Raw genomic sequence first — 23,716 nt, forward strand, 5'->3', positions numbered from 1 at the left:
GGCTCCTACCAGCGCAGCAGTACGAGTTCGGAACAGAAGCCCGGCCCCATCGCCAGCAGGAGCCCCGGGGTGCCGGGCGGCGGCGGCCGCAGGGCCAGGGTATCCCGCAGGACGTGCAGGACCGAGGACGAGGACAGGTTCCCGATCGTGGCGAGCGAGCGCCAGGTGAGGTCCAGCGCGCCCTCCGGGAGCTCCAGCGTCTCCTGCACCGCCTCCAGCACCTTGGGGCCGCCGGGGTGGCAGACCCACGCCGTCACGTCCGCGCCGGTCAGCCCGTGGTCGGCCAGGAAGTCGCGCACGTCGTCGGCCAGGTAGGTGCGCACCACCTCCGGGACGCTGGCGTCCAGCACCACGCGGAAACCGCTGTCGCCGACGTCCCAGCCCATCACGTGCTCGGACCCTGGATACAGGTGGCTGCGCGAGGCCACCACCTGGGGACCGGGCGCCGGGGACGCGGCCGCGGCCGCGGAGAGCCGGGACGTCCCGGACGCGGGGGAGGTCCCGGCGGGACCGGAGGGGCCGGGTGTCCCGGGCGCCCCGCTCGCCGGGGAGGACCCGGCAGGACCGCAGGGCCGGGTCGTGGCCGCGGTCACCGCGCCGGTGCCCGCGCCTGTGCCTGTGCCCGCGGCACCGGACGGCTCGTCCTGGCCGGGGACGCCCGCGGCGTCCGTCCCGTTCCCCGGGGACGACACCGGCGCCGACGGCGGGCCGTAGAACACCCCGGCGCGGCGCGGACGCCACTCGTCGCCGCAGGCCACCACGGCCGTCGCGCCGTCACCGAACAGGGCGCTGGCCACCATGTTGGCGATGGAGGCGTCGCCGCGCTGCAGGGTCAGCGAGCACAGCTCGACCGAGAGCAGCACGGCGAGCTGGTCCGGCCAGCCGTGCAGGTAGTCGTGCAGGCGGCCGATCCCGGCTGCGCCCGCGACGCAGCCGAGCCCGAAGATCGGGGTCCGCTTGACGTCCGGGCGCAGCCCGAGCCGGCCGGCGATGCGCGCGTCCACCGACGGTGCCGCCAGGCCGGTCACCGAGGTGAAGATGATCATGTCCACGTCCTCGGGCGCCACCCCGGCGTCCTGGAGCGCGCCGCTCACCGCCTCGACGCCCAGTTCCATCGCCGTCTCGACGAAGGCGGCGTTGGCCGCACCGAAACCGTCCAGCTTGGCGTACCGTTCCAACGGCAGCGCCAGGTGGCGGGACTCCACCCGCGCGGAGGCGTGCAGCCGGTCGAGCAGCAGGCGGCTGGATCCCTCGGGCAGGCACGCCCGCGCGAACGCGTCGGTGATGTCCGCCTGGGAGTGCCGGTTCGGTGGAAGCGCGCCGCGGACAGCGACGATTCGCGTCATCTGAACAACCACCCCCGGCTTACGAAACATAGACACCTCCCTTTTGCCCAGCCGAGTCCTTCGCATGCGTGGCGACGACCGCGATGCCCGCTTTCCGGGACGGCCCGGCTTACCATCGGTCCGTGACGACGAGCCGGTCCTCGAATCCGCGCCCGGGGCCGGTGCTCCGGGCCGCGCCGGCGTTGCTGCTGGCCTGCCACCCGGTGCCGACCGTGGCGGTGACCGTCCTGGTGACCGCGCTGGCCGTGGCGAGCGGGCGCGACGCGGCCGGGTGCGTCCTGGTGGCCGCGGCCGTGCTGACCGGGCAGCTCTCGGTCGGCTGGTGCAACGACGCGGTGGACGCGGCGCGCGACGCCGCCGCGGGCCGTACCGACAAACCCGTCGCCGGTGGCGCGGTGAGCGGGCGCGCGGTGTGGGCCGCCGCGTTCACCGCGCTGGCGCTCTGCGTGCCGCTCTCGCTGGCCTCAGGGCCGGTGGCCGGCGCCGTCCACCTCGTCGGCGTCGCCGCGGCCTGGGCCTACGACCTCGGGCTCAAGGCGACGGTGCTCTCCTGGCTGCCGTACGCGGTGGGGTTCGGCTCGCTGCCGGCGTTCGTGACGCTGGGCCTGCCGGGACAGCCCTGGCCGGCCTGGTGGGCGATCCCGGCCGCCGCGCTGCTGGGCTGCGGGGCGCACCTGGCCAACGTGCTCCCCGACATCCCGGCGGACCTCGCGGGCGGGATCCGGGGCTGGCCGCAGCGGCTGGGCGCCGCCCGCGTCCGCGCCCTGATCCCGGTGCCGCTGCTGGCGGCGACGGCCCTGCTCGTCCTGGGGCCCGGGGGATCGCCGGGGCCGGGAGGCTGGGCGGCCCTGGCCGTGGCCGGGGCCTTCACCGCGGGCGGGCTGGCACTGGGCCGCGGCTCACCGCGCGTGCCGTTCGCCGCGGCGATCGCGGTCGCCGCGGTCGACGTCGCGCTGCTCCTCGCCGGCGGTACCGCCCTCACCGCTGCCTGACCCGCGCCCCGGCCCCCCGGGCTTCCGCTCCCGGGGCTTCCCGCTCCCGGGTCTCCCGGCCCGTTCCCCGGGCCCCCCGCCCCTTCCCCCCGCCCCTTCCCGCCTCCCGTTCCCGCTTCCCGCTTCCCGGGCTCCCGGGCGGGAGAGCGCTCAGCGCGCCGCCGTGGACACCGGGGTGTCCCAGGAGACGCGGTAGTCGTACATCCAGGCCATCGCGTTCCCCTTCGCCACCTGACGCATGACCACCGGCAGCACGAGGTCGCGGACGAAGGCGCCCGCGACCCCCGGGGCCTTGCCGCTCCCGTTCCGCCTGCCCTGCGCCACGATCCGCTCCACCCGGTCGCGGCGCAACCGCTCGAAGGCGGCGAACGCGTCCCGGGTCCCGGGGACGTCGCGCAGGCACGTGGCCAGCACGACCGCGTCCTCGATCGCCATGGAGGCCCCCTGGCCCGCCGAGGGCGAGGTGGCGTGCGCGGCGTCGCCCACGATGACCATGCGGTCGTTGAACCAGCGCGGCACCGAGGGGAAGTCGTAGGTGTTCCAGGCGGGCGGGATGTCGCCGGCCGCGCGGATGATGTCGAGCATCGGCCCGGTGTCGTCCCGGAAGAGCTCCTCCAGCCGGGCGCGCCACTGGTCCGGGGTGATCGCCGCGAGCTCCTCGCGGGTCGGCTCCCTGGGGCTCGGCGGGTTGGCGAACCACCACACCTGGCCGTCGGGGTGGACCAGGTAGCCGAAGAAGCACTTCTTGCCGAAGATGAAGTGGCTCGTCCCCGGCTCGCCCGGCACGGTGACGCCCGTCGCGAAACCGCCGGTGTTCAGCAGCCCGACGTGCCGCGCACGGGGAGCGCCCGGGTCGATGAGCGTGCGGGTGCGCGAGCGCAGCCCGTCGGCGCCGATCAGCAGGTCGCCCTCGGCCGTGCCGCCGTCGGCGAAGACCGCCCGCACCCCGTCGCCGGTGATCGAGGCGTCGACCAGGCGCCTGCCGTAGGTGATGCGCACGCCGCGCCGTACGGCCTCGTCGCGCAGCGTGCGGTAGAGGTCGGCGCGCTTCACCGTCCGGCCGGGCTGCGCCAGGGAGGCGAGCCGCCTGCCGCGGCTGTTGAAGATCAGCATTCGGGGCGAGTCCATGCCCAGGGAGGCGACCTGCTCGCGCAGGTCGAGGACGCGCAGGGCCTCGAGCCCGTTGATCGCGATGGTGAGGAAGGCCCCCACGCTGTCGGAGCCGCGGTCGTAGGCCTCGAAGACCTCCACGTCGAGGCCGGCCCGCTGCAGGGCCATGGCCGTCACCGGGCCGGCGATGCCGCCACCGATGATCAAAGCTTTCTTAGTCATGAGATGACTATACATAGAATGACTATGGTTCGTCGCCCCGTACGATGGGTCCCATGTCCACGAGGCGCTCACCCCTGGCCATGGCCCTGCTCTCCCTGGTCTCCGAGGCGCCGATGCACGCCTACCGGATGCAGCAGCTGATCAAGGAGCGGCACAAGGACGACGTGGTCAACGTCGCGCAGCGCAACAGCGTGTACCAGACCATCGACCGGCTGCTGCGCGACGGCCTCATCGCGGTGCGCGAGACCCTGCGCGAGGAGAACCGCCCCGAGCGGACCGTCTACGAGCCCACCGAGACGGGGCTGGAGACGCTGCGGGCGTGGATGCGCACGATGCTCTCCACCCCGGCCCGGGAGTTCCCGGAGTTCCCCGCCGCGCTCGCCTTCCTGCCCGTGCTGCCGCCCGACGAGGTCCGGGCCGCGCTCGACGAGCGCCTGGAGGCGCTCGCGGCGCAGCTGGCGAGGCTGGAGGGCGACCTGGTGGAGGGGGCGGCCTTCCTGTCCCGGGTGTTCCTGGTGGAGTCGGAGTACCAGCGTGCCGTGCTGCGGGCCGAGCTCGACTACGTCCGCGAGCTCGCCGACGACCTGCGCGCCGGGCGGATCACCTGGCACCGCCCGCAATAGGAAAGGGCGTTTCGGATAGCCGTTCGGTCGTCATCCGGCTGGAAACAAAAGCGGATCGGCGGGCCCGCCGACGTCCGGAAAGCTTTTTCTCAAACCGTGTTAAGGGAATGACCGAAACGCCGGGTCAAGGGCGGGAAGCGCCTACTTCTCTCGCCGGGAATGCCTTTTCTCGCCATTCTCCTATTTCGTTATTGGTTTTGTGGGTTTTCATGGCGAGACCGGCGTCCCGGCGTCGGCCTGCATCCTTCCTGCGGCCGGACGGCCGCGTATCCGCGCCGCTCCGGGGCGTGACCGCCCTGTGGGCGGGGAACGAGGCGCAGGTGGCCGCGGGCGTTCCGGGAGGCCGCTCGTCCGCCCCGGACCAATGATATTTCCCCCCATTGACACCTTCTGGACATTTAGGGAATATGCAGAAGGTTTTCATTCGGCCCCCACATGATCGAAAAACTCGCCGGGTCTTCCGGACGGGTTCCTGAAGCGATTCAGTCCTCTTTTCCGACCGATGCGGGCCTTTTCCGGTCCGCCGACCTTCCGTGCCCGCGACGGGCGCCCTCCACGTTCACCGCCGCCACCCCCGACGCCACCGGCACCGCGTGACCGCGACCGCGCCGGTGGTGTGACCGCGCCTGCCCCGACGCCCCCGACGCCCCGACGTTTCCGACGAGAAGACCAGCCAGCCCAGCACCGAGGAGCCCGACGGTGAACACAGACGAGGAGGGGGCGGCGCCCACCCTGCCGTCATCGCAGACCCCGCAGACCGGGAAGGCCCGCCTGGCCCTGCACGGCGGTGACCCCGTCCGGCGCACCCCCTGGCCGACCTACGACAAGGGGGCCGTCTTCGTCCACCCCGAGGACGAGGAGGCGGCACTGCGCGCCATCCGCAGCCACCTGTACTTCCGCTACGACTACCGGGCCCAGCACGACACCGAGTGCGGCAGGTTCGAGGAGGACCTGTGCCGCTACCTCGGCAGCAGGCACGCGCTGGCCGTGTCCAGCGGCACCACCGCGATCGCGCTCGCCATCATGGCGGCCGGCATCCCGCCCGGCTCCCTGATCGCCTGCCCCGGCTTCACCTTCGTCGCCACCCCCAGCGCCATCGTGCTCGCCGGATGCACCCCGCTGCTGGTGGAGGTGGACGAGAACCTGCAGATGGACCTGGACGACCTGCGCCGCCGCTGGACGCCCGGGATCAAGGGGATCCTGGTCGTCCACATGCGCGGTTTCGCCGCCGACGTGGAGGCGCTGACGCGCTTCGCCGCCGAGATGGGCGTACCGCTGTTCGAGGACGCCGTCCCGGCCTTCGGCGCCGAGCTGAGGGGCCGCAAGCTCGGCACCTTCGGCCTCGCGGGCGCCTTCAGCACCCAGTCCGACAAGTCGCTCAACTGCGGCGAGGGCGGGTTCCTGGCCACGGACGACAGCGTGCTCTTCGCCCGCGCGGTGGTGCTCTCCGGAGCGTACGAGGGGCGTTTCCGCAGGCACTTCCCGGACGGCGACCCGCCGATCGCCACCGACCTGGACCTGCCGCTGCTCAGCTTCCGGATGGACGAGATCCGCGCGGCCCTGCTGCGCGCGGAGATGAAACGGCTGCCGCTCCGGCTGGAACGCTTCCGGACCAACTACGCCTACGTGGCCCAGGCGCTCGCCGACCTCCCGCAGATCGCCATCCGCCGGCCCGTGGCGCCCGGGGCCTACCTGGGCGAGGCGTTCATCTTCCGGGTCCCCGGCGCGGACGCCGGGTGGTTCGCCCGCGCCCTGTGCTGCGAGGGCGTCGACGCGCGCAACCTCGGCTCCGACAAGGACACCAACGTGCGGGTCTTCTGGAACTGGCGGTTCCTGTTCGGCGACCAGGACGTCGAGGAGATCAAGGCGCTGCTGCCCGCGACCACCCGGCACCTGCGGGAGGCGGTCGACGTCCCGCTCTCCTCCAGCCTCTCGACCGAGGACTGCGACCACCTGATCAGGGCGGTCCGCAAGGTCGCGGGCGCACTCGGCACGAACCGTCACGCGCCCGATCCGGTACGCCCCGATCCGGTAGGCCCCGATCCGGTGCGGTCCGGGCCGGTCGGCACCGCTCCCGCCGGGCAGTAGCGGTGGACGCCTCCGCCGGGGGGAGCCGGATCCCGCGCCTGGCCCTCTTCGGGGTCTTCGGCGGCCTGTTCTGCGGCTACCTGGGACTGACCGCGGCGATCCCGGTGCTGCCGGGCTTCGTCCGGGAGCGCTTCGGCGCCGGGGACCTCGCGGTCGGGCTGGTGGTCACGGCGACGGCGCTGACCGCGCTGCTGGTGCGTCCCGTCTCCGGCCACCTGGCCGACAGGTACGGCCACCGGCGCGTCATGGGCGCGGGCGCGCTGCTCGTCGCCGCGGGCGGCCTGCTGTACTTCCTCCCGCTCGGCCTGGGCGGTCTCGTCGCCGTCCGCCTGCTGGTCGGCGTCGGCGAGGCGTCGCTCTTCACCGCGGGCGCCGTCTGGGTCGTGTCGCTCGCGCCGCACGAGCGCCGCGGGCAGCTGATCGGCCTCTACGGCGTCAGCATGTGGGGCGGGATCTCGGCCGGGACCTTCCTCGGCGCGACGCTGCTGAACCTCGGCTACGGCGCGGTCTGGGGTTTCACCGCCGCCGCCGCCCTCCTCGGCCTGCTGCTGATCCTCTCCGTCCCGGCGGCCACCCGCACCGGCCGGCCCGCCGCGCAGGCACCGGCCGCGCGGGCACCGGGCGACGGGAGGGGGCGGCCGGGCCGGTGGCAGACCCTGCTGCCGCGCCCGGCCCTGCTGCCCGGCCTGGCACTCGCGCTCGCCTCCGCCGGATACGCCGGCGTCGCCGCCTTCGTCGTCCTGCACCTGCAGACCAGGGGCGTGGGCTCGGGCGTCGTGGCGCTCAGCGTCTTCAGCGCCGTCTACGCCGGCACGCGGCTGGTCATCGGCCACCTGCCGGACCGGCTCGGGGCACGCCGGGTCGCGACCTGGTCCGGCGTCGGCGAGGCCACCGGGCTCGCGATCATCGCCCTGGCACCGAACCTGCCCGTCGCCGTGCTCGGAAGCGTGGTGATGGGGGTCGGGTTCTCCCTGCTGCACCCCTCGCTGGCCCTGATGGTGATGGACCGCGCCGACCCCTCCGCGCAGGGGGCCGCGCTCGGCGCCTACACCTCCTTCTGGGACCTGGGCCTGAGCGTCTGGGGACCGCTGACCGGGGTGGTCGCGGCCGTCTTCGGGTACCCCGCCGTCTTCGTCGCCGGCGCCTGCTGCGCGCTGGCGGCCGTGGCGGTGGCGCTGAGCGTACGCCCGCCGGACACCGAGCCGGCGGCGGTGAGTCGAGTCAGGAGCACGCCTTGAACACATCGGACCGGTCACCGCTCACGATCCTGTGCATCACCGGCTGGTGCCGCAACGGCAGCACCATCATCGGCAACATCCTCAACGAGGTCCCGGGGGTCTTCCACGTCGGGGAGCTGCACTTCCTGTGGAGGAACTCCGTGGGCAGGGGCGCGAACGGTTCCTGCGGCTGCGGCAGGCCGCTGACCGAGTGCGCGCTCTGGTCGGAGGTCCTGCGGACCGTCCGGCCCGACGGGCTCTCGGCGAAGGCCCACGCCGACGCCGTCATCCGCCGCCAGCGCTCCTGCGTGCGGACCCGCCACACCTGGCGCGTCCTGCGCCGCGGCCTGTACCGCGACGACGTCCGCGAGCACGCCGCCCTGATGACACGGACCTACCACACCGTCGCCGGGCTGACGGACGCGCGCGTGATCGTCGACACCACCAAGATCCCCGGCGAGGCGGCCCTGCTGCCGTACCTGGACGGGGTGCGGCCCTACTACGTCCACCTGGTACGCGACCCGCGCGCGGTCGCCCAGTCCTGGAGCAGGGAGAAGGACTACTGCTACGTCATGTCGTCCCCGAAGAGCACGGCCTACTGGCACGGCTTCAACGTGGCCTCGCAGGCCATCCTCCGGCACCACCGGGAGCGGTCGGTGTTCCTGCGCTACGAGGACTTCATCGCCGACCCCGAGACGACGATCGGCAGGCTGCTCCGGTTCTGCGGCGCCGACCCGGCGGGCAACCCGGTGCGCGGCCGGACGGTCGAGCTGCACACCAACCACACGGTCACCGGCAACCCGGACCGCTTCAACACCGGCACCACCCTCATCAGGGACCGGGACGACTCCTGGACGACCCGGCTGCCCCGGCGGGCCCGGCTGGCCGCGACGACGCTGTCGTGGCCGCTGTTCGGAAGCTACGGCTACACCCGGGGCGGCCCGCTCCACGCCGTCCCGCGTACCGGGACCACCAGGCCACCGGTGAACGAGGAACGCCAGAAGGAGGACGGTTGGACCTGGGACTGAACGGCAGGGTGGCGCTCGTCGCCGGTGGATCGAGCGGGCTCGGTCTCGCCGCGGCCATGGAACTGGCCCGGGAGGGCGCGCACGTCGCGATCGGCGCGCGAGACCCCGGCCGGCTCGCCGAGGCCGGGCGAAGGCTGAAGGAGGTGGCGCGCGGACGCGTCCACACCACCGTCGTCGACATCACCGACGAGGCTGCGGCCCGCCGCTGGGTCGGCGACGTCGCCGCGGACCTCGGCGCGCTCCACGTCGTCCTGGTCAACGGCGGCGGCCCGCCGATCGGCACGGCCTCCCGGTTCGAGCCGTCCGAGTACCGGGAGGCCGTCGACAGGGTGCTGCTCCCGGCGGTGACCCTCGCCCTGGCGGCGCTGCCGCACCTGCGGGCCGCGCGCTGGGGACGGCTGCTGTTCGTGACCTCGGAGACGGCGAGCGTCCCCGTCGCCCAGCTCGCGCTGTCGGGGGTGACCCGCGCCGCCGTCGTGCGCTTCGCCCAGTCCCTCGCCACCGAGGTCGGCCGCGACGGGATCACCGTCAACGTGCTCGCGCCGGCCGCCACCCGTACCCCACCGGTGGAGCGGGCCGCGGCCAGGCTGGCCGGGGACGGCGGCGACCCCGAGGCGGAGCTGCGCGCCATGGGACGGCACAACGCGCTGGGCCGCATCGCGACCCCGGAGGAGTTCGCCGCGGTCGCCGCCTTCCTCGCGGGGGAGCGGGCCTCGTTCGTCACCGGCGTGGTCCACCTGATCGACGGCGGCGCCAGCGTGACGGGGGCCGAACCGGACCACCTCACCTCCGCCACCAAGGACACCTACACCTGACGCCCGGCACGCCCGCCGGGTCCCCGCGAGGGTCCTGGCGGGCGCCGGACCGCGCGGCACCGAGAACGAGAAAGGAACCCGTGATGTCAGCCACCGGCCACGTGTACACCGAGAGGGACGTCGAGGACTTCTTCGACGAGACCCTGCACACCTACCTGAGCTTCTGGGACGGCGACGGAGTCCTGCACACCGGGTACTTCGCCGGCGACACCGACGACGACTACCGCGCCGCCGCCGAGCGGACGTCGGAGATCCTGGCCGCGGACGCCGGGATCGACGGCTCGTCCCACGTCCTGGACGTCGGCTGCGGCTGCGGCAACTTCCTGTTCCACCTGGCCGGGCGGTTCGGCTGCCGAGGCGAGGGACTCGACCTCAGCGCGGAGCGCGTCGCGTTCGCGCGGCAGGCGCTCGACGCGCGCGACGGCCTCGACCTGGCGTTCCGCCAGGGATCGGTGACGCGGATGCCCTACGAGGCCGGCACCTTCAGCCACGTCGTCAGCCAGGACGCGCTCTGCCTGGTACCGGACAAGCCGGCCAGCCACGCCGAGATCCACCGCGTCCTGCGGCCCGGGGGGATCTTCGCCTTCTCCGACTTCCTCCAGCCCAGGGAGGAGATCGGCGAGCGCGCCCGCAGACACGTCTACGACCGGGTGAGGTGGAACGGGGGCTACTCGTTCGTCGGGTACCAGGCGGCCCTGGAGCGCGCCGGTTTCGAGATCCTCCTGGCCCGCAACCTGGAGAGCCACATCCGCCAGACCTACCGCGTCCTGGGAAGGACGGCCGCCGAACGCGCCGAGGCGACCACGGACACCGCGGCCCGCGACTGGATGCTGGCCTTCTCCGAGTCCTGCGCGGAGATCCAGGTCGCCATCGACGACGGCGAGTTCGGCTGGGGCATGTTCGTCGCCCGCAAGCCGCGCACCGCCACGCCCTAGTGCCGGAGACAGTGCCGGAGACAGTGCCGGAGACAGCGACGGGAACGGCACCGGAGACGGTGCCGGAGCAGTGCCGGAGCAGTGCCGGAGAAGCGCCCGTCAGTACCTGCCGCACCGGTGCCCGCCGGTGCCCGACCACCAGTGAGCGAGGAAGCCATGCAGCGCGCCGAAGGCGTGAAACGGACGATGGCCGAGGTCGTCGCCCAGCGGAAGAACGAGATGTCACCGGGCCGGATGTTCGTGGAGGCCTGCGCCGCCAAGGGACTCGAGGCCTCCGTCGAGTACGACGTGACGATCACCGACTCACTGACCAGCTCGCGCAGGAAGCCCCGCTACCCGGCGCGCAACATGCTCAAGGTCGTCGACCTGTCCAGGGACCCCCGGCGCTTCTACTGGCACGAGAGCCCGCCCCGGCCGGGCGACCCCGAGGTCGACGACGCCGACCTGAGGCGGGAGGCGGCCAACCGCTTCCACCGGTCGCCGATCCCGGAGCTGTGCACCACCACCGCGTGGGTGCAGGTCCCGCCCGACCTGTGGGAGGACCCCGAGACCTTCGAGTCCTTCATCAACTACCGGCTGATCGTCCGGCTCGGCACGGCCGAGAACCACACCATCATCCGCGGTGAGGGCGGGCTGCTGAACATCCCGGGAATCCCGCGCATGACGTCGAGGGGACCGTTCGGCTCGACGATCCTCGCGGCCTGCAACGAGGCGGAACAGATGGGCGGCACGGCCGACGGGCTCATCATCAACCCCGTCGACTACTACCGGTTCATGGGACAGGGCGGCCTGATGGACGACCTGGAGAGGAACGGCGTCTTCATCGTCCGGACCCGCCTGGTCGACCCGGGGACCGCCATCGTCGGCGACTTCGGGCACGGCGCCCAGCTCTTCGACGCCGGACGCTCGGTGATCCGCTTCGACGAGCCGCCGCCCGGCACGTTCGCCGAGCCCGGCATCGCGCTCAAGGCCGAGATCTACGAGCGGGTCGTGGTCAACCTGCTGACCAACTTCTTCATCGTGACCCTGTAGAGGACGCCACCATGCCGGCGATGCCCGCCCCGAACACCCCCGTCCCCCTCCGACACGACCCGGACGTCCTCGTCATCGGCGGCGGCATCGTCGGCCTGTTCTGCGCCTACCACCTGCGCCTCGCGGGCCTGAGCGTGACCGTCGTGGAACGCGGGCCGGTCGGTGGCCCGCAGTCCTGCTCGTACGGCAACACCGGCTTCGTCGGGACCCAGGGCTCGCTCCCGCTGGCCGAACCCGGCGTGATGGCCCAGGGGCTGCGCTGGCTGCTCGACCCGGAGAGCCCCTTCCACATCAGACCCCGCCCGGACCCCGCCCTGCTGTGGTGGCTGTGGCACTTCCGCCGCGCCTGCAACGAGCGGGACGCCCGGGCGGGGTTCCGCGTGCTCGTCGACATGAAGAAGCGGAGCCTGGACATCCTCCGCGAGCTCTGCTCCTCCGGCGACCTCGCATCGGCCTTCACCGCCCAGGGCATGCTGCTCACGTACCGGACCCGGCAGGGGTTCGAGAAGGCGTGCCGGTCGGTGCCCGCGACGGTGGCCGGTGGCGTGCCGCTGCGCGTGCTGGAACCGGGGGAGCTGCGCGAGCTCGAACCGGACACCGAGTTCGACGTCCACGGCGCCCTGTACAACGAGGAGGGCGCCTACCTGCGCGTACCCGAGTTCCTCACCGGCCTGGCCCGCACGCTGCGCGGGATGGGCGTCGAGATCCACGAGCGGACGGAGGTCGTCGGCTTCGGGACCGGGGGAGGCGAGGTCAGGCGGGTCAGGACCACGCGCGGAGACCTCACCCCCGCCGAGACGGTCGTCGCCGCGGGAACGTGGTCGGCGGAGTGCGCCCGCGGGCTCGGCGTCGGCCTGAACCTCCAGCCCGCCAAGGGCTACTCGATCACGGTCAAGGCACCGGCCGGCGGCCCCCGGCTGCCGGTCCTGCTCGGCGAGGGAAAGGTGGCGCTCGTACCGCTCGGCGACCGCCTGCGCTTCGGCGGGACCCTGGAGCTGTCCGGCATGGACGCCACCGTCTCCCGCCGCCGGGTGGACGGCATCCTGCGCACCGTCCGCACCTACCTTCCGGGGATGGAACGGACCGAGATCCTGGAGACCTGGAGCGGGTTCCGGCCGTGCAGCCCGGACGGCCTCCCCTTCCTGGGGCGGGCCGGCTCCTACCGCAACCTCTCCGTCGCGTGCGGCCACGGCCACATCGGCATGGGTCTCGCACCGGTCAGCGGCAGGCTGATCGCCCAGATCGTCACCGGGGAGCCACCCGAGACGGACCTCGCGCCGCTGCGCCCCGGACGCTACGGCGGCCTTGCGCGCCGGCTCCGGCGCTGACCTCGGGCCGTCCACGCCGATCCGGCGGGCCGTCCATGCCGATCGGCCCGGAGAGGGAACCCGCACGCCCCCGACACGACACGGAACCGCACGGGAGAGGACCGCCGTGAAAGCCGAGACCGAGACCGGAGCCGCGAGCAGGACCGGAGCCGAGACCGAGACGGGACGCGAGGTCGCCATCGGTGTCATCTGCATGGACACCTCGTTCACCAAGATCCCCGGGCACATCCGCAACCGGGCCACCTTCGACTTCCCCGTCCTCTACCGGGTCGTGGAGGGCGCGACCGCCGAACGCGTGGTGACCCAGGCCGACCCCCGGCTGCTCGGCCCGTTCGTCGACGCGGCCCGGGACCTCCAGGCGCGGGGCGCGGCGGCCGTCACCAGCGGCTGCGGCTTCCTCGCCATCTTCCAGCGGGAACTGGCCGACGCGGTCACGGTGCCGCTCTACTCCTCCAGCCTGATCCAGGTGCCCATGGTCGCCCGCATGATCGGCTCGGACCGGAAGGTCGGCCTGCTGGTCGCCAAGGAACGCTCCCTCACCCGGCGCCATCTGGAGGGGGTGGGAGCCGAGAACGTCCCGGTCTGCGTGGCGGGCATGGAGGAACAGCCGGAGTTCCGCGAGGTCATGCTGGAGGCCCGGCGCCCGGACCTGGACGCCGCCCGCCTGGGCCGCGAGGTGCTCGGCCAGGCCGAACGGCTGGCCCGGGACAACCCCGACATGGGGGCGCTCGTCATCGAGTGCACCGACCTGGTGCCCTACGCCCACGCCGTCCAGGAACGGATCGGCCTGCCGGTCTTCGACATCGTGACGCTCACCGAGATGGTCCACAGCGGCCTCACCCGCCGACCCTTCGGCACCCCCTGAGCACCGACCGAGCACCCACCGAGCACCCACCGAGCACCGGCCCGAGCAGGTGCCGCCCGGCGACCCGGCGGCGGGCCGGGGAGCACCCCGGTCGCTCCCGGCTCCTCCTCGTGGCCGGAACGCCGTCCCGGCCACGAGGAGGGCGGGCTCACCCCTTGTAGTTGAACACCTGGCGCAGCGTGTGCTGGACCGCGACCAGGTCCTTCTGGTCGGCCATCACCTGGTCGATCGACTTGTACGCCTCCGGGTGCTCGTCCACCAGGGCGGCGGCCCGGTCCGCGTTCCAGGTGCGGCCGCGCATCGCCTCGGTCAGCGACGCCGCCGACAGCTCCTTCTTGGCCCTGGTACGCGACATCCTGCGGCCCGCCCCGTGGGAGCAGGAGTTGTACGACATCGGGTTGCCCAGACCGCGCACGATGTACGAGCGCGTCCCCATCGAGCCCGGGATCACGCCCTCGTCACCGGTGTCGGCCTTGATGGCCCCCTTGCGGGTGATCCACAGCTCCTTGCCGTCGTGGCTCTCCCGCTGGGTGAAGTTGTGGTGGCAGTTGATGGTCCTGACCCGCTGTCCCTTGCCGACGACGCGGAACAGCGCGTCGCTCAGCACCTTGTCCATCCGGGCACGCGAGGCCATGGCGTACGCCTGCGACCAGAGCATGTCCTCGATGTAGGCGGTGAACTCCGGGCTGCCCTGCACCAGGTAGGCCAGGTCCGGGTCCTCCAGGCCGATCGCCTGCCTCTTCATCAGCTTCTTGGCGTCGACGATGTGCTTGGTGGCGAGCAGGTTGCCGATGCCGCGCGACCCCGAGTGCAGCACCGTCCAGACCCGGTCACGCTCGTCCAGGCAGACCTCGACGAAGTGGTTGCCGGACCCGAGGGTGCCGAACTGCAGCGAGACCTTCTTCTCCTGCTGGGGGGTCAGGCCGGTGTGCGGGCGGCCGAGGTCGCTCAGCGCGCGGTCGAGCGACGGGTCGTCGTGACCCTTGCCGACACCGGCCGGGATGCGCCTCTCCACCAGCGGCATCAGCGCGGCGAGGGTGTCGGGCAGGTCGGAGGCGGTGAGCGTGGTCTCGGTCGCGACCATGCCGCAGCCGATGTCGACGCCCACGGCGGCCGGGATGATCGCCCCTTCGGTGGGGATCACCGATCCGACCGTCGCGCCGATACCGATGTGCGCGTCGGGCATGAGGGCGACGTGGCCGGAGACGAACGGCAGGCGGGCGGCGCGCGCGGCCTGCATGATCGTACCCTCGTCGATCTCGCTGGCCCACGACACCAGGTTCGGTGCGGGATGGTTCGGCATGATGATCTCCTTCGTTGCGAGATCCAGTCTGCCCATCGACGATGCGATATCCCACTCATTTTACCGGGACCTGCCCGGATGCGACGCGTGCCGCAGGGGAGCGCCCGTGCGAGGAATCAACCGTCCCGCGGTGATGTTGGACCGGTGGAGGCCCGTCCGGGGCCGGGCGGGTGACAGGCCGTAGGCTGGTCCCTGTTCGCACACACAGGCGACCGACCGGAAGGTGGCACTCCGTGTTGCAGGACTCGTTCGGGCGTGTGGCGACCGATCTGCGGGTGTCCCTCACGGACCGCTGCAACCTGCGCTGCTCGTACTGCATGCCTCCCGAGGGGCTCGAATGGCTGCCCAAGCCCGAGCTGCTGACCGCCGACGAGATCGTCCGCCTGGTCACCATCGGGGTGGAGCGGCTGGGCGTCACCGAGGTCCGCTACACCGGCGGTGAGCCCCTGCTCCGCAGGGAACTGGCCGACATCGTCTCCCGCACCACTGTGCTGACCCCCGCCCCGCAGGTCTCGCTGACGACCAACGGGATCGGCCTGAGCCGGATGGCCGCCTCCCTGGCCGACGCCGGCCTGAGCCGGGTCAACGTCTCCCTCGACACCCTCGACCGCGAGACCTTCAAACGGCTCGCCCACCGCGACCGGCTGGACGACGTCCTGCGCGGCCTGGAGGCCGCCGACGCCGCCGGGCTCCGGCCGGTGAAGATCAACACCGTGCTGATGCGCGGGATCAACGACCACGAGGCCGTGCCGCTGCTGCGCTACTGCCTGGAGCGGGGCTACGAGCTCCGGTTCATCGAGCAGATGCCCCTGGACGCCCAGCACGGCTGGACCCGGGAGAACATGATCACGGCCGACGAGATCCTCGCCCGGCTGGGGGACGCCTTCCGGCTGACCGGCGACGACCCGGTGGAGCGCGGCAGCGCCCCGGCCGAGAGCTTCCTCGTCGACGGCGGACCGGCCCGGGTCGGCGTCATCGGCTCGGTCACCCGCCCGTTCTGCGGCGCGTGCGACCGGGTACGGCTCACCGCCGACGGGCAGATCCGCAACTGCCTGTTCGCCACCGACGAGTCGGACCTGAGGGCCGCGATGCGCTCCGGCGCCGGAGACGACGAGATCGCCGAGCGCTGGCGCTCCGCGGTCCGGATCAAGAAGGCCGGTCACGGCATCGACGACCCCTCCTTCCTGCAGCCGTCCCGCCCGATGTCCGCCATCGGCGGATGACGATCCGGTACGACGCCTGCGTCCTGGCGGGCGGGCTCGCGCGACGGCTCGACGGCCGCGACAAGCCCGGCCTGCGCGTCTCGGGCCGCCCGCTGGTCGAGTCGGTGGCCGCCGCGGTGTCCTCGGCGGAGCGGCTGGTGATCGTGGGGCCGTCCCGTCCCGGGCTGCCGCGCGCGGTGTTCCGCCGGGAGGATCCGCCGGGCGGCGGCCCGGTCCCGGCGCTCCGGGCGGGACTGGCCGAGATGACCGCCCCGTGGACGGCGCTGCTCGCCGCCGACCTGCCGTTCCTGACGGCCGGGCACGTCACGGCGCTGCTGGAGGCGGCCACGGGACGGCCCGATCCGGAGGAACCGGACCTGGGGGAGCGAGGCGCAGGGGAGCCGGGCGCGAGGGAGGCCGTACGGGAACCGGCTCCGGGGAGATCACCGGCGGCCGGGGCGGTGCTCCTCGACGACGAGGGCCGCGAGCAGTGGCTCGCCGGGGTGTGGCGGACGGAGAGCCTGGCACGGGCGCTCGCCCGCTACGAGGGCCGGTCGCTGCGCGGCCTGCTGGCCCCGCTCTCCCCGATCACCCTTCATCTCCCCGGCAGGCCGTGGTTCGATTGCGACACCATGGACGATCTACAGCGGGCCCGTGCGATGGAGCCGGGCTCCGACGGCGAGGACGCGAATCCGTCCCGGGCACCGCGCGAGCGGCACCCGCACGGGACGGCCGCGACCGCGGACGAGGAGTGACGGATGAACGTGCTGGCGGAGTGGACCGCGCTGGTCTGCCGGGAGCTGGGCATCGACCCCGCGACGATCGATCGTGACGAGCTGCTGGACCTGACCAAGGAGGTCGCGCACGGTGTGACCCGGCCGGCCGCGCCGCTGACGGCGTACCTGCTCGGCCTGGCTCAGGGGGCGGGAACGGCGCCGCCGGAGGTGGTGGAGAGGCTGACCACGCTGGCGCGCAACTGGGAGCAGGCGACGACCGAGACGCTGGGCGATAAATAGCCAAGAAAGAGGATAAAAACAAAGGTTCGATAAAAGGGCAACGCCGGGTGGTTACGGGGGCAAACCACCCGGCGTTGCTTCATCGGCGTTCCGACGGGGGCCCGGAACGCCGGCAACAGTGCCCCGACGGGGGACCAGGGCACTTGGTTAAAGCGTACACCTACTACCCTTGGGATGCGTCAAGACTTAGTCACGACCCGATCTCGCGTCGATGGAGCGGGATCTCGCTCTGTGTGGAATCTCCCACGTCAGGGGCAATGGACGGTCCTCGCGGCGGCGCGTTGGCCCCGATGACGGCAATGTATGGTAAAAAGATCGCTCCGGCGAAGAGCAACAGCCTGACGGGCATCGGGGCGGGCACGGTGAAGGCGAGGATCAGGCACAACAGCCGGATCCCCATCTTGATGAAGTAGCTCTTCTCGCGCTTGCCGATGTCATCACTCAGCGAGGGCTGGGCGTCGGTCACCTGATGGACCACCGGACGTCTACGCCATCCGTTCACGATTCCCAATCTAGGCCTCATATCAGCCTGCTGCGAACGGTCATGCGGTCACCGCTTTCTGGGAACAAGCATGAGATGACAGATCGAACGTACCGGGTGACCGAAGTGGTCGGAACGTCGGGGGACAGCGTCGAGGCGGCCGTGCGCAACGGTGTCCGCCGCGCCGCCCAGACCCTGCGCCACCTCGACTGGTTCGAGGTGACCGAGATCAGGGGGCACATCGAGGGCGGGGAGGTCGGCCACTTCCAGGTCTCGATGAAGGTCGGATTCCGCCTGGAGGACGACGAGGCCGGCTGAGCCTGTACGCCGGGCCCTCCGGTGACGCAGACTGCCGGGGTGGAAGAGAGACGAACCGCGCAGACCGGACGTGGCGCAGGACCGGCCGGGACGCCCGGGAGGCACGGGAACCATGGGTCGCGCGGGTCGCGCGGGCCGCGCCGGACGCAGGGAGCGTCGGGAACGCCGGTGGCGCCGGTGGCGCCGGTGGCACGGCTCGCGCTGGCCGCGGCGCTGATGCTGGCGACCGGCTGCGCGGCCTCGGCGGGCGGGACGTCCACAGCTGTCACCCCGCCTGCCACCGCGCCTGCCACCGTGCCCGACGACGCGCCCGCCGACGCTCCCACCGCGTCGCGCCCGCCGGCGACCGGGCTCACCACGACACCGGACGCCGGGCCGGACGCGAGCCGTCCCGGCACGAGCCGTCCGGGTACGACGCCGCGGCCCGTGACGGCCCCGCGGTCCGGGACAGGAGGGGAACCACTGCTGCGCCAGAGCGCCACCGAGGTCGAGCGGACGATCCGCAGCATCCGGAAGATCGACGACCTTCCGCTGTACGAGATGACCTTCCACGGCTCCTACGACCGTCAGGCGCCCCTGGGTGAGGAGGAGCTGGCCGCCCCCGCCGACGGGTGGGCCTGCTCGCTGTTCGCCCTCGCCGGTGACCGGCCGCTGTTCGGCCGCAACTTCGACTGGGAGCCCAACCCGGCGCTGATCGTGCACGCCGACCCGCCCGACGGCTACGCCTCGGTCTCCGTCGTGGACCTGTTCCACCTGATCGGCGGTTCCGACCCGCCCGACCTGACCGCCGCCCCCGACCGGCGCAGGATGGCCCACGCCGTGCTCGCCCCGTTCGACGGCGTCAACGAGAAGGGCCTGGCGATCGGGATGGCCACGGCGCCCGAGGGCGGGCTGCCCGAGCCCTCACCCGACCGTCCCGACATCGGCAGCGTGCGCGTCATCCGGATGATGCTCGACGAGGCGGCCACGGTGGACGAGGCGGTGGCGATCATGCGCCGCCACGACGTGGACTTCACCATCGGGCCGCAGGTCCACTACCTGATCGCCGACGCGACGGGCAGGTCGGTCGTGGTGGAGTACGCCCGGGGCAGGCTCAACGTCATCAACGACCGGATGCTCACCAACTTCACCATGACCGGCACCTCCGCCGCCCAGCGCCGGGCCGACGGCCGCTACGGCACGCTCGCCCGGGGGTTGCCCGCCGCCAGGGACTGGCGCGACGCCATGGGCCTGCTGCGCCAGGTGGCCCAGACCCACACCCGCTGGTCGGTCGTGTACGACCTCACCGACGCCACCGCCCGGGTGGTGACGGGCCAGCGCTGGCAACGCGTGCACACCGTCCCCCTGGTCCAGCGCTGATCGAGACCGTGCGGCGAGGCCCGGTGCGGGGAGGCCCGGTGCGACGGGGTCCGGCGCGACGGGGTCCGGCGCCGGGCGAGGCCGCCCGGTTCCGCGGGATCACCCGGTGAGGATGCCGCGTCCGAGGTTGTCGACGAGGGCGTCCGCGAACGCCAGGGTGAGCGGTTCGTCGGGAAGGAGGAGGCGGTGGTAGCAGGCGCCCCAGAGCTGGTCGACGACGACCTGCGGATCGACGTCCTGACGGATCTGCCCGGCGTTCCGAGCCTCGAAGAGGCGATCGACGGCGAGCCGCCTGCGGTCCCGTGAGTAGTTCTCCGACCACGCCGTGGCGAGGTCGGGGTCGTCCTGGTCCGCGCCGATGAGGTGGGCGATCGCCTTTCCCACGTCGGGCTGCATGAGCAGCGTCACGAAGGCGCGCAACTGGGCGCGGAGGTCGTGCTCGATGTCGCCGGTGGAGTCGAAGTGGAGTCGTTCCTCGACGTGGGCGAAGTACGCCTCGGCCGCCAGCGCTCCCGGTGAGCGCCACCACTTGTAGATCGTGGCCTTGCCGGCGGGGGCCGCCTGCGCGACCCTGTCGAACGTGACGGCCGACATTCCGCCCTCCAGGAGGAGCCGGGCCGTGGTCCGGAGGACGGTCGCGCGCACCTCGTCCGCCGACCGTCTTCTGCGGCCCTCGGAGGACCGTGCCGGAGCCTGTGCCGTCATGGGGTTCTTCTCGTCCGATGGTCCGCCGATGGAGCTCACCCGCATGGGGTCCCATGATAGGCACCCCCGCGCGGTGCTCTCACGGGCACGTCGGCCGGTGATCGGCCCGGGGGGCGTTCCGTGTCGCGGTCTCGCGCATGCCGGCGTGGACGACGATGTCGCCGTCGTCGGCGAGGCGGCGGGCCGCTCCCGCGCCGAGGCCGCTGCCGGCTCTGCCGCTGACGACGACCTTCCCTGCCATGTCCGATCCTCTCGTGTGCGAACGCGTGGTCAGGCGATGCCGCCGTTGACGTACACGACCTGGCCGTTGATCCAGCGGGCGTCGATGAGGCCGAGCACCGAGCGCGCGATGTCGTCCGGGGTGCCCAGCCGCTCCAGGGGGGCCAGGGAGGACAGGTGGTCGACGACCTCCTGCGGCTTCCCGTCGAGGAACAGCGGCGTCGCGGTCGGGCCGGGTGCGACCGCGTTCACGGTGACGTCGCGCCCGCGCGGCTCCCGCGCCAGGATCAGGGTGAGGGCCTCGACGGCGCCCTTCGACGCGGCGTAGGCGCCGTAGGTGGGCTGCTGCAGGCGGGTCACGGACGTCGAGAAGTTCACGACGCTCCCACCGGCGCGGACCACCCGGGCCGCGGCCTGGTTCACGACGAACGTCCCGCGGACGTTGGTCCGCTGCACCCGGTCGAACTCGTTGAGGTCCATGTCCGCGATCGGCGCCAGGGGCATGACGCCCGCGGTGTGGACGACGACGTCGACGCCGCCGAAGGCGGTGCGCGCCCGCTCGAACAGGCCGGTGACCTCCCCGGTCACGGCACTAGCTGGCCTGGCTGACCGTCGACATGTTGAAGTCGGGCACCCGGATCGCGGGCATGATCGCACGGTTGAAGTAGTCGCCCCACTCGCGCGGCAGGGTCTGCTCCGAGGCGCCGACCTCGGTCAGGCGGCGCAGCAGGTCCACCGGGCTCTCGTTGAAGCGGAAGTTGTTCACCTCGCCCACCACCTCGCCCTTCTCCACCAGGTAGACGCCGTCCCGGGTCAGCCCGGTCAGCAGCAGCGACTGCGGGTCGACCTCGCGGATGTACCACAGGCAGGTCAGCAGCAGGCCGCGCTCGGTGGAGGCGATCATCTCCTCCAGCGACCTGCCCCCCTCGGGCCCCCGCATGATCAGGTTGTCGACGGCCGGGGTCGTCGGAAGGCCGGTCAGCTCGGCCGTGTGCCGGGTCTGCAGCAGGCCGGCCAGCCTGCCGTCGGAGATCCAGTCGGTGGGCGCCAGCGGCATCCCGTTGTCGAACACCGAGGTCTGCCGGCCCGAGGCGTGCGCCACCACGAACGGCGGGCACTCCACCCCGGCCGCCCCCGGGTCGGAGTACAGCCGGACCGGCAGCGAGGAGAGCGTGTCGCCGACGCGGGTGCCGCCGCCCGGCCGGGAGAAGACCGTGCGTCCCTCCAGGGCGTCGCGGGCCCCGGCCGTCCAGTACAGGTAGATCATCAGGTCCGCCACGGCCGACGGCGGCAGCAGCGTCTCGTACCGGCCCGCGGGCAGGTCCACCCGGTTCTCCGCCCACGCCAGGCGCCGGGCCAGCTCGGCGTCCAGGGCCATGACGTCGACATCGGCGAAGTCGCGGGTGGACACCCCGGTCCAGGCCGAGCGCCTCATGTCGGGGGACTTGGCGTTGAGCTCCAGGCGGCCGGTGGGCTGGGCGTGCCGGAGCCGCGCGCCGGCCGAGGTCCCCACGAAGGTCGTGGTGACCTCGTGCTCGGCGAACCCGTACAGCCTGCGCCCGCCCGCCTCGGCCGCGGCGAAGGCCTCTCCCAGGGCCGGGGCGAAGGCGCCGAAGACCCCGATCGAGGTCGGCTCGGCCGGATCGTCCCAGCCGTCGGAGCGGGTGCCCTCCAGGAGCGGCCGGGCGTCCTCGGACGGCCGCGCGTCCTCGGCGGCGTGGTCGGCGGCGGCCACCACGTCGTCGAGCCCGTCCGCCCGCACCGCCGACCGCGACACCACGCCCACGCCCCGGCCCACGACGGAGATCACGGTCAGCTGGGACGAGCGCGACACGCCGTTGGTGGTGAGGGTGTTGCCCGCGAAGCGCAGGTTGGCGCTCGACCCCTCCTCCACGATCACGACGGTGTCGTCGGCCGTGGAGAGCTCCAGTGCCTTCTCGATCATCTCCTGGGGGCTCATCCCGATCCTCTCCCGCCGCTCACTCTCTCCGGTCCGCCCCTCATGGGTGTTCAACTTCCACTCTCCTGGACGGTGTTGAGGACGCGCACGCCGCGGAAGAGCGCCGACGGGCAGCCGTGGCTGACCGGGGCGACCTGCCCCGGCTGGCCCTTGCCGCAGTTGAACGCCCCGCCCAGCACGTACGTCTGCGGCCCGCCGAGCGCCGCCAGCGACCTCCAGAAGTCGGTCGTGGTGGCCTGGTAGGCGACGTCGCGCAGCTGGCCCGCGAGACGGCCGTTCTCGATCAGGTAGAACCGCTCGCCGGTGAACTGGAAGTTGTACCGCTGCATGTCGATGGACCAGCTCCGGTCGCCCACCACGTAGATGCCCCGGTCGACGCCGGAGATCAGCTCCTCGGTGGAGGGGCCGTCCGGCGCCGGGCGGAGCGAGACGTTGGCCATCCGCTGGATCGGGGTGTGGCCCGGGGAGTCGGCGAAGGCGCAGCCGTTGGAGGCGCCCAGGCCCTTCAGCAGCGCCATCCGCCGGTCGAGCTGGTAGCCGACCAGGACGCCGTCGGAGACGATGTCGAACTCCCGGGTGGCGACGCCCTCGTCGTCGTAGCCGATGGTGGACAGGCCGTGCTCGACGGTACGGTCACCGGTCACGTTCATCGCCTCGGAGCCGTACACCAGCTCGCCGAGCCGGTCGAAGGTGGCGAAGCTCGTCCCGGCGTACGCCGCCTCGTACCCCAGGGCGCGGTCCAGCTCGGTGGCGTGCCCCACCGACTCGTGGATGGTCAGCCACAGGTTCGACGGGTCGATCACCAGGTCGTACGGGCCCGCCTCGACCGAGGGGGCCCGCAGCTTCTCGGCGAGCAGCTCCGGGATGCGGGCCAGCTCGGCGGGGAAGTCCCAGCCGGTGCCGGTGAGGTACTCGTACCCCCGGCCGACCGGAGGGGCGAGCGTCCGCGCCGAGTCGAAGCGGCCGTCCAGCACCCGCATCGCCTGGACGCGGGGATGGACGCGCACCCGCTGCTGGGTGGTGACCGTCCCGGCCGTGTCGGCGTAGAACTTCTGCTCCTTGACCTGCATCAGCGACGCCTGCGTGTGGTCCACGCCCGGGTCGCGCAGCAGGTCGCCCGACCAGTCGGCGAGCAGCGCCGCCTTGTCGCGCATCGGCACCTCGAACGGGTCGAGCTCGTAGGAGGAGACCCAGGTGACGTCGGCGTGCACCGGCTCGGGGGCCAGCTCGACCGGTTCGCGGTTGATCGCCGCGCTGACGACCGCCACCGCCAGCGCCTGCTCGGCGACCGCGGCGGCGGCCTCCGCGGTGAGCTCGATGCCCGCGGCGAAACCCCACGTGCCGTCCTTGACGACCCGCACGGCGTACCCGAGGGTGTCGGCGTCGATGGCCCCCTCCAGCGAGGTGTCGGACAGGCGCACGGTCTGGCCGCGGATCCGCTCCAGCCGGAAGTCGGCGTGCTCGGCGCCCAGGTCACGGGCGCGCTGCAGGGCCGCGTCCGCCAGCCGCCGCAGCGGGAGGGCGAGGAAGTCGGCATCGATCTGGCGCATGC

The 23,716-nt window shown here is 72.7% G+C and carries 24 protein-coding genes; 15 read left to right on the forward strand and 9 right to left on the reverse strand.

From position 1 onward, the window contains the following. Positions 1-5: 5 nt before the first annotated feature. Complete coding sequence (locus ACIBCT_RS14660; RefSeq protein ID WP_399188522.1) at positions 6-1,346, reverse strand: type III polyketide synthase; 1,341 nt, start codon at positions 1,344-1,346, stop codon at positions 6-8. A 122-nt stretch (positions 1,347-1,468) separates the two neighbouring features. Here ACIBCT_RS14660 and ACIBCT_RS14665 point away from each other — a divergent pair, with 122 nt between their 5' ends. Next, positions 1,469-2,338 carry a UbiA family prenyltransferase gene (locus ACIBCT_RS14665; RefSeq protein ID WP_399188524.1) on the forward strand — a complete coding sequence of 290 codons (870 nt, stop codon included), beginning with the start codon at positions 1,469-1,471 and terminating at the stop codon, positions 2,336-2,338. A 150-nt stretch (positions 2,339-2,488) separates the two neighbouring features. Here the strand turns inward: ACIBCT_RS14665 and ACIBCT_RS14670 are convergent, their stop codons facing one another. After that, entirely contained in the window at positions 2,489-3,670 is a 1,182-nt protein-coding gene (locus ACIBCT_RS14670) for an FAD-dependent oxidoreductase (RefSeq protein WP_399188526.1), read from the reverse strand. Between the two features lie 53 nt (positions 3,671-3,723). Between ACIBCT_RS14670 and ACIBCT_RS14675 the strand changes: the two genes are divergently transcribed. The 9 genes from ACIBCT_RS14675 to ACIBCT_RS14715 all read left to right on the forward strand — a co-directional run bounded on the left by ACIBCT_RS14675 (position 3,724) and on the right by ACIBCT_RS14715 (position 13,601). Further along, a complete protein-coding gene (locus ACIBCT_RS14675) occupies positions 3,724-4,293 on the forward strand; it encodes a PadR family transcriptional regulator (RefSeq protein ID WP_399188528.1) in 570 nt (189 codons plus the stop codon). A gap of 699 nt (positions 4,294-4,992) precedes the next feature. Beyond that, positions 4,993-6,381: a DegT/DnrJ/EryC1/StrS family aminotransferase gene (locus ACIBCT_RS14680; protein ID WP_399188530.1), complete on the forward strand. Its 1,389-nt coding sequence runs from the start codon at positions 4,993-4,995 to the stop codon at positions 6,379-6,381. 2 nt (positions 6,382-6,383) lie between these two features. Further along, entirely contained in the window at positions 6,384-7,619 is a 1,236-nt protein-coding gene (locus ACIBCT_RS14685; protein ID WP_399188532.1) for an MFS transporter, read from the forward strand. Then, on the forward strand, positions 7,616-8,626 hold the full coding sequence (locus tag ACIBCT_RS14690; RefSeq protein ID WP_399188534.1) for a sulfotransferase: 1,011 nt from the start codon (positions 7,616-7,618) through the stop codon (positions 8,624-8,626). The genes ACIBCT_RS14685 and ACIBCT_RS14690 overlap by 4 nt, the downstream gene beginning before the upstream one ends. Further along, positions 8,611-9,441: an SDR family NAD(P)-dependent oxidoreductase gene (locus ACIBCT_RS14695; RefSeq protein WP_399188536.1), complete on the forward strand. Its 831-nt coding sequence runs from the start codon at positions 8,611-8,613 to the stop codon at positions 9,439-9,441. The genes ACIBCT_RS14690 and ACIBCT_RS14695 overlap by 16 nt, the downstream gene beginning before the upstream one ends. Before the next feature lie 83 nt (positions 9,442-9,524). Continuing rightward, a complete protein-coding gene (locus ACIBCT_RS14700) occupies positions 9,525-10,376 on the forward strand; it encodes a class I SAM-dependent methyltransferase (protein ID WP_399188538.1) in 852 nt (283 codons plus the stop codon). 156 nt (positions 10,377-10,532) lie between these two features. Continuing rightward, positions 10,533-11,408, forward strand: coding sequence for a family 3 encapsulin nanocompartment shell protein (locus ACIBCT_RS14705; RefSeq protein WP_399188540.1), 876 nt, complete (start codon positions 10,533-10,535; stop codon positions 11,406-11,408). Between the two features lie 20 nt (positions 11,409-11,428). Then, a complete protein-coding gene (locus tag ACIBCT_RS14710) occupies positions 11,429-12,736 on the forward strand; it encodes an NAD(P)/FAD-dependent oxidoreductase (protein ID WP_399188542.1) in 1,308 nt (435 codons plus the stop codon). A 106-nt stretch (positions 12,737-12,842) separates the two neighbouring features. Further along, complete coding sequence (locus ACIBCT_RS14715; RefSeq protein ID WP_399188544.1) at positions 12,843-13,601, forward strand: aspartate/glutamate racemase family protein; 759 nt, start codon at positions 12,843-12,845, stop codon at positions 13,599-13,601. A 148-nt stretch (positions 13,602-13,749) separates the two neighbouring features. Here ACIBCT_RS14715 and ACIBCT_RS14720 read toward each other — a convergent pair whose 3' ends face one another. Then, positions 13,750-14,904, reverse strand: coding sequence for an RtcB family protein (locus tag ACIBCT_RS14720; RefSeq protein ID WP_399188546.1), 1,155 nt, complete (start codon positions 14,902-14,904; stop codon positions 13,750-13,752). A 233-nt stretch (positions 14,905-15,137) separates the two neighbouring features. Between ACIBCT_RS14720 and moaA the strand changes: the two genes are divergently transcribed. Genes moaA through ACIBCT_RS14735 form a run of 3 tightly spaced genes read left to right on the forward strand, consistent with a single transcriptional unit; the run spans position 15,138 to position 17,122 of the window. After that, entirely contained in the window at positions 15,138-16,127 is a 990-nt protein-coding gene (moaA, locus tag ACIBCT_RS14725; protein ID WP_399188548.1) for a GTP 3',8-cyclase MoaA, read from the forward strand. Beyond that, complete coding sequence (locus ACIBCT_RS14730) at positions 16,124-16,861, forward strand: molybdenum cofactor guanylyltransferase (protein ID WP_399188550.1); 738 nt, start codon at positions 16,124-16,126, stop codon at positions 16,859-16,861. The genes moaA and ACIBCT_RS14730 overlap by 4 nt, the downstream gene beginning before the upstream one ends. 3 nt (positions 16,862-16,864) lie before the next feature. Continuing rightward, positions 16,865-17,122 (forward strand): DUF6457 domain-containing protein, encoded by a 258-nt coding sequence (locus ACIBCT_RS14735; protein WP_344903175.1) that lies wholly within the window; start codon positions 16,865-16,867, stop codon positions 17,120-17,122. Positions 17,123-17,312: 190 nt separating this feature from the next. On the opposite strand, the gene ACIBCT_RS14740 is transcribed toward ACIBCT_RS14735, so the two are convergent. Next, the gene (locus ACIBCT_RS14740) at positions 17,313-17,624 is read right to left on the reverse strand and encodes a DUF3099 domain-containing protein (protein ID WP_399188552.1); all 312 of its coding nucleotides are present in this window, start codon (positions 17,622-17,624) and stop codon (positions 17,313-17,315) included. Between the two features lie 75 nt (positions 17,625-17,699). On the opposite strand from ACIBCT_RS14740, the gene ACIBCT_RS14745 reads away from it, so the two are divergent. Together ACIBCT_RS14745 and ACIBCT_RS14750 are read left to right on the forward strand one after the other, a co-directional pair. Then, positions 17,700-17,921 carry a dodecin gene (locus ACIBCT_RS14745; protein WP_399188554.1) on the forward strand — a complete coding sequence of 74 codons (222 nt, stop codon included), beginning with the start codon at positions 17,700-17,702 and terminating at the stop codon, positions 17,919-17,921. 168 nt (positions 17,922-18,089) lie between these two features. Next, complete coding sequence (locus tag ACIBCT_RS14750) at positions 18,090-19,280, forward strand: linear amide C-N hydrolase (protein ID WP_399188556.1); 1,191 nt, start codon at positions 18,090-18,092, stop codon at positions 19,278-19,280. Positions 19,281-19,379: 99 nt separating this feature from the next. Here the strand turns inward: ACIBCT_RS14750 and ACIBCT_RS14755 are convergent, their stop codons facing one another. The 5 genes from ACIBCT_RS14755 to ACIBCT_RS14775 all read right to left on the reverse strand — a co-directional run bounded on the left by ACIBCT_RS14755 (position 19,380) and on the right by ACIBCT_RS14775 (position 23,714). Then, a complete protein-coding gene (locus tag ACIBCT_RS14755; RefSeq protein WP_399188559.1) occupies positions 19,380-19,985 on the reverse strand; it encodes a TetR-like C-terminal domain-containing protein in 606 nt (201 codons plus the stop codon). 79 nt (positions 19,986-20,064) lie between these two features. Beyond that, on the reverse strand, positions 20,065-20,226 hold the full coding sequence (locus ACIBCT_RS14760; protein ID WP_399188561.1) for a hypothetical protein: 162 nt from the start codon (positions 20,224-20,226) through the stop codon (positions 20,065-20,067). Positions 20,227-20,255: 29 nt separating this feature from the next. Then, positions 20,256-20,792, reverse strand: coding sequence for an SDR family oxidoreductase (locus tag ACIBCT_RS14765; RefSeq protein WP_399188563.1), 537 nt, complete (start codon positions 20,790-20,792; stop codon positions 20,256-20,258). Between the two features lie 4 nt (positions 20,793-20,796). Then, positions 20,797-22,164 carry a metallopeptidase TldD-related protein gene (locus ACIBCT_RS14770; RefSeq protein ID WP_399188565.1) on the reverse strand — a complete coding sequence of 456 codons (1,368 nt, stop codon included), beginning with the start codon at positions 22,162-22,164 and terminating at the stop codon, positions 20,797-20,799. Positions 22,165-22,214: 50 nt separating this feature from the next. Further along, positions 22,215-23,714, reverse strand: a complete 1,500-nt coding sequence (locus tag ACIBCT_RS14775) for a TldD/PmbA family protein (protein WP_399188568.1) — start codon at positions 23,712-23,714, stop codon at positions 22,215-22,217. Positions 23,715-23,716 lie beyond the last annotated feature (2 nt).

This window comes from Streptosporangium sp. NPDC050855, assembly GCF_044456585.1.
Lineage (GTDB): Bacteria > Actinomycetota > Actinomycetes > Streptosporangiales > Streptosporangiaceae > Streptosporangium > Streptosporangium longisporum.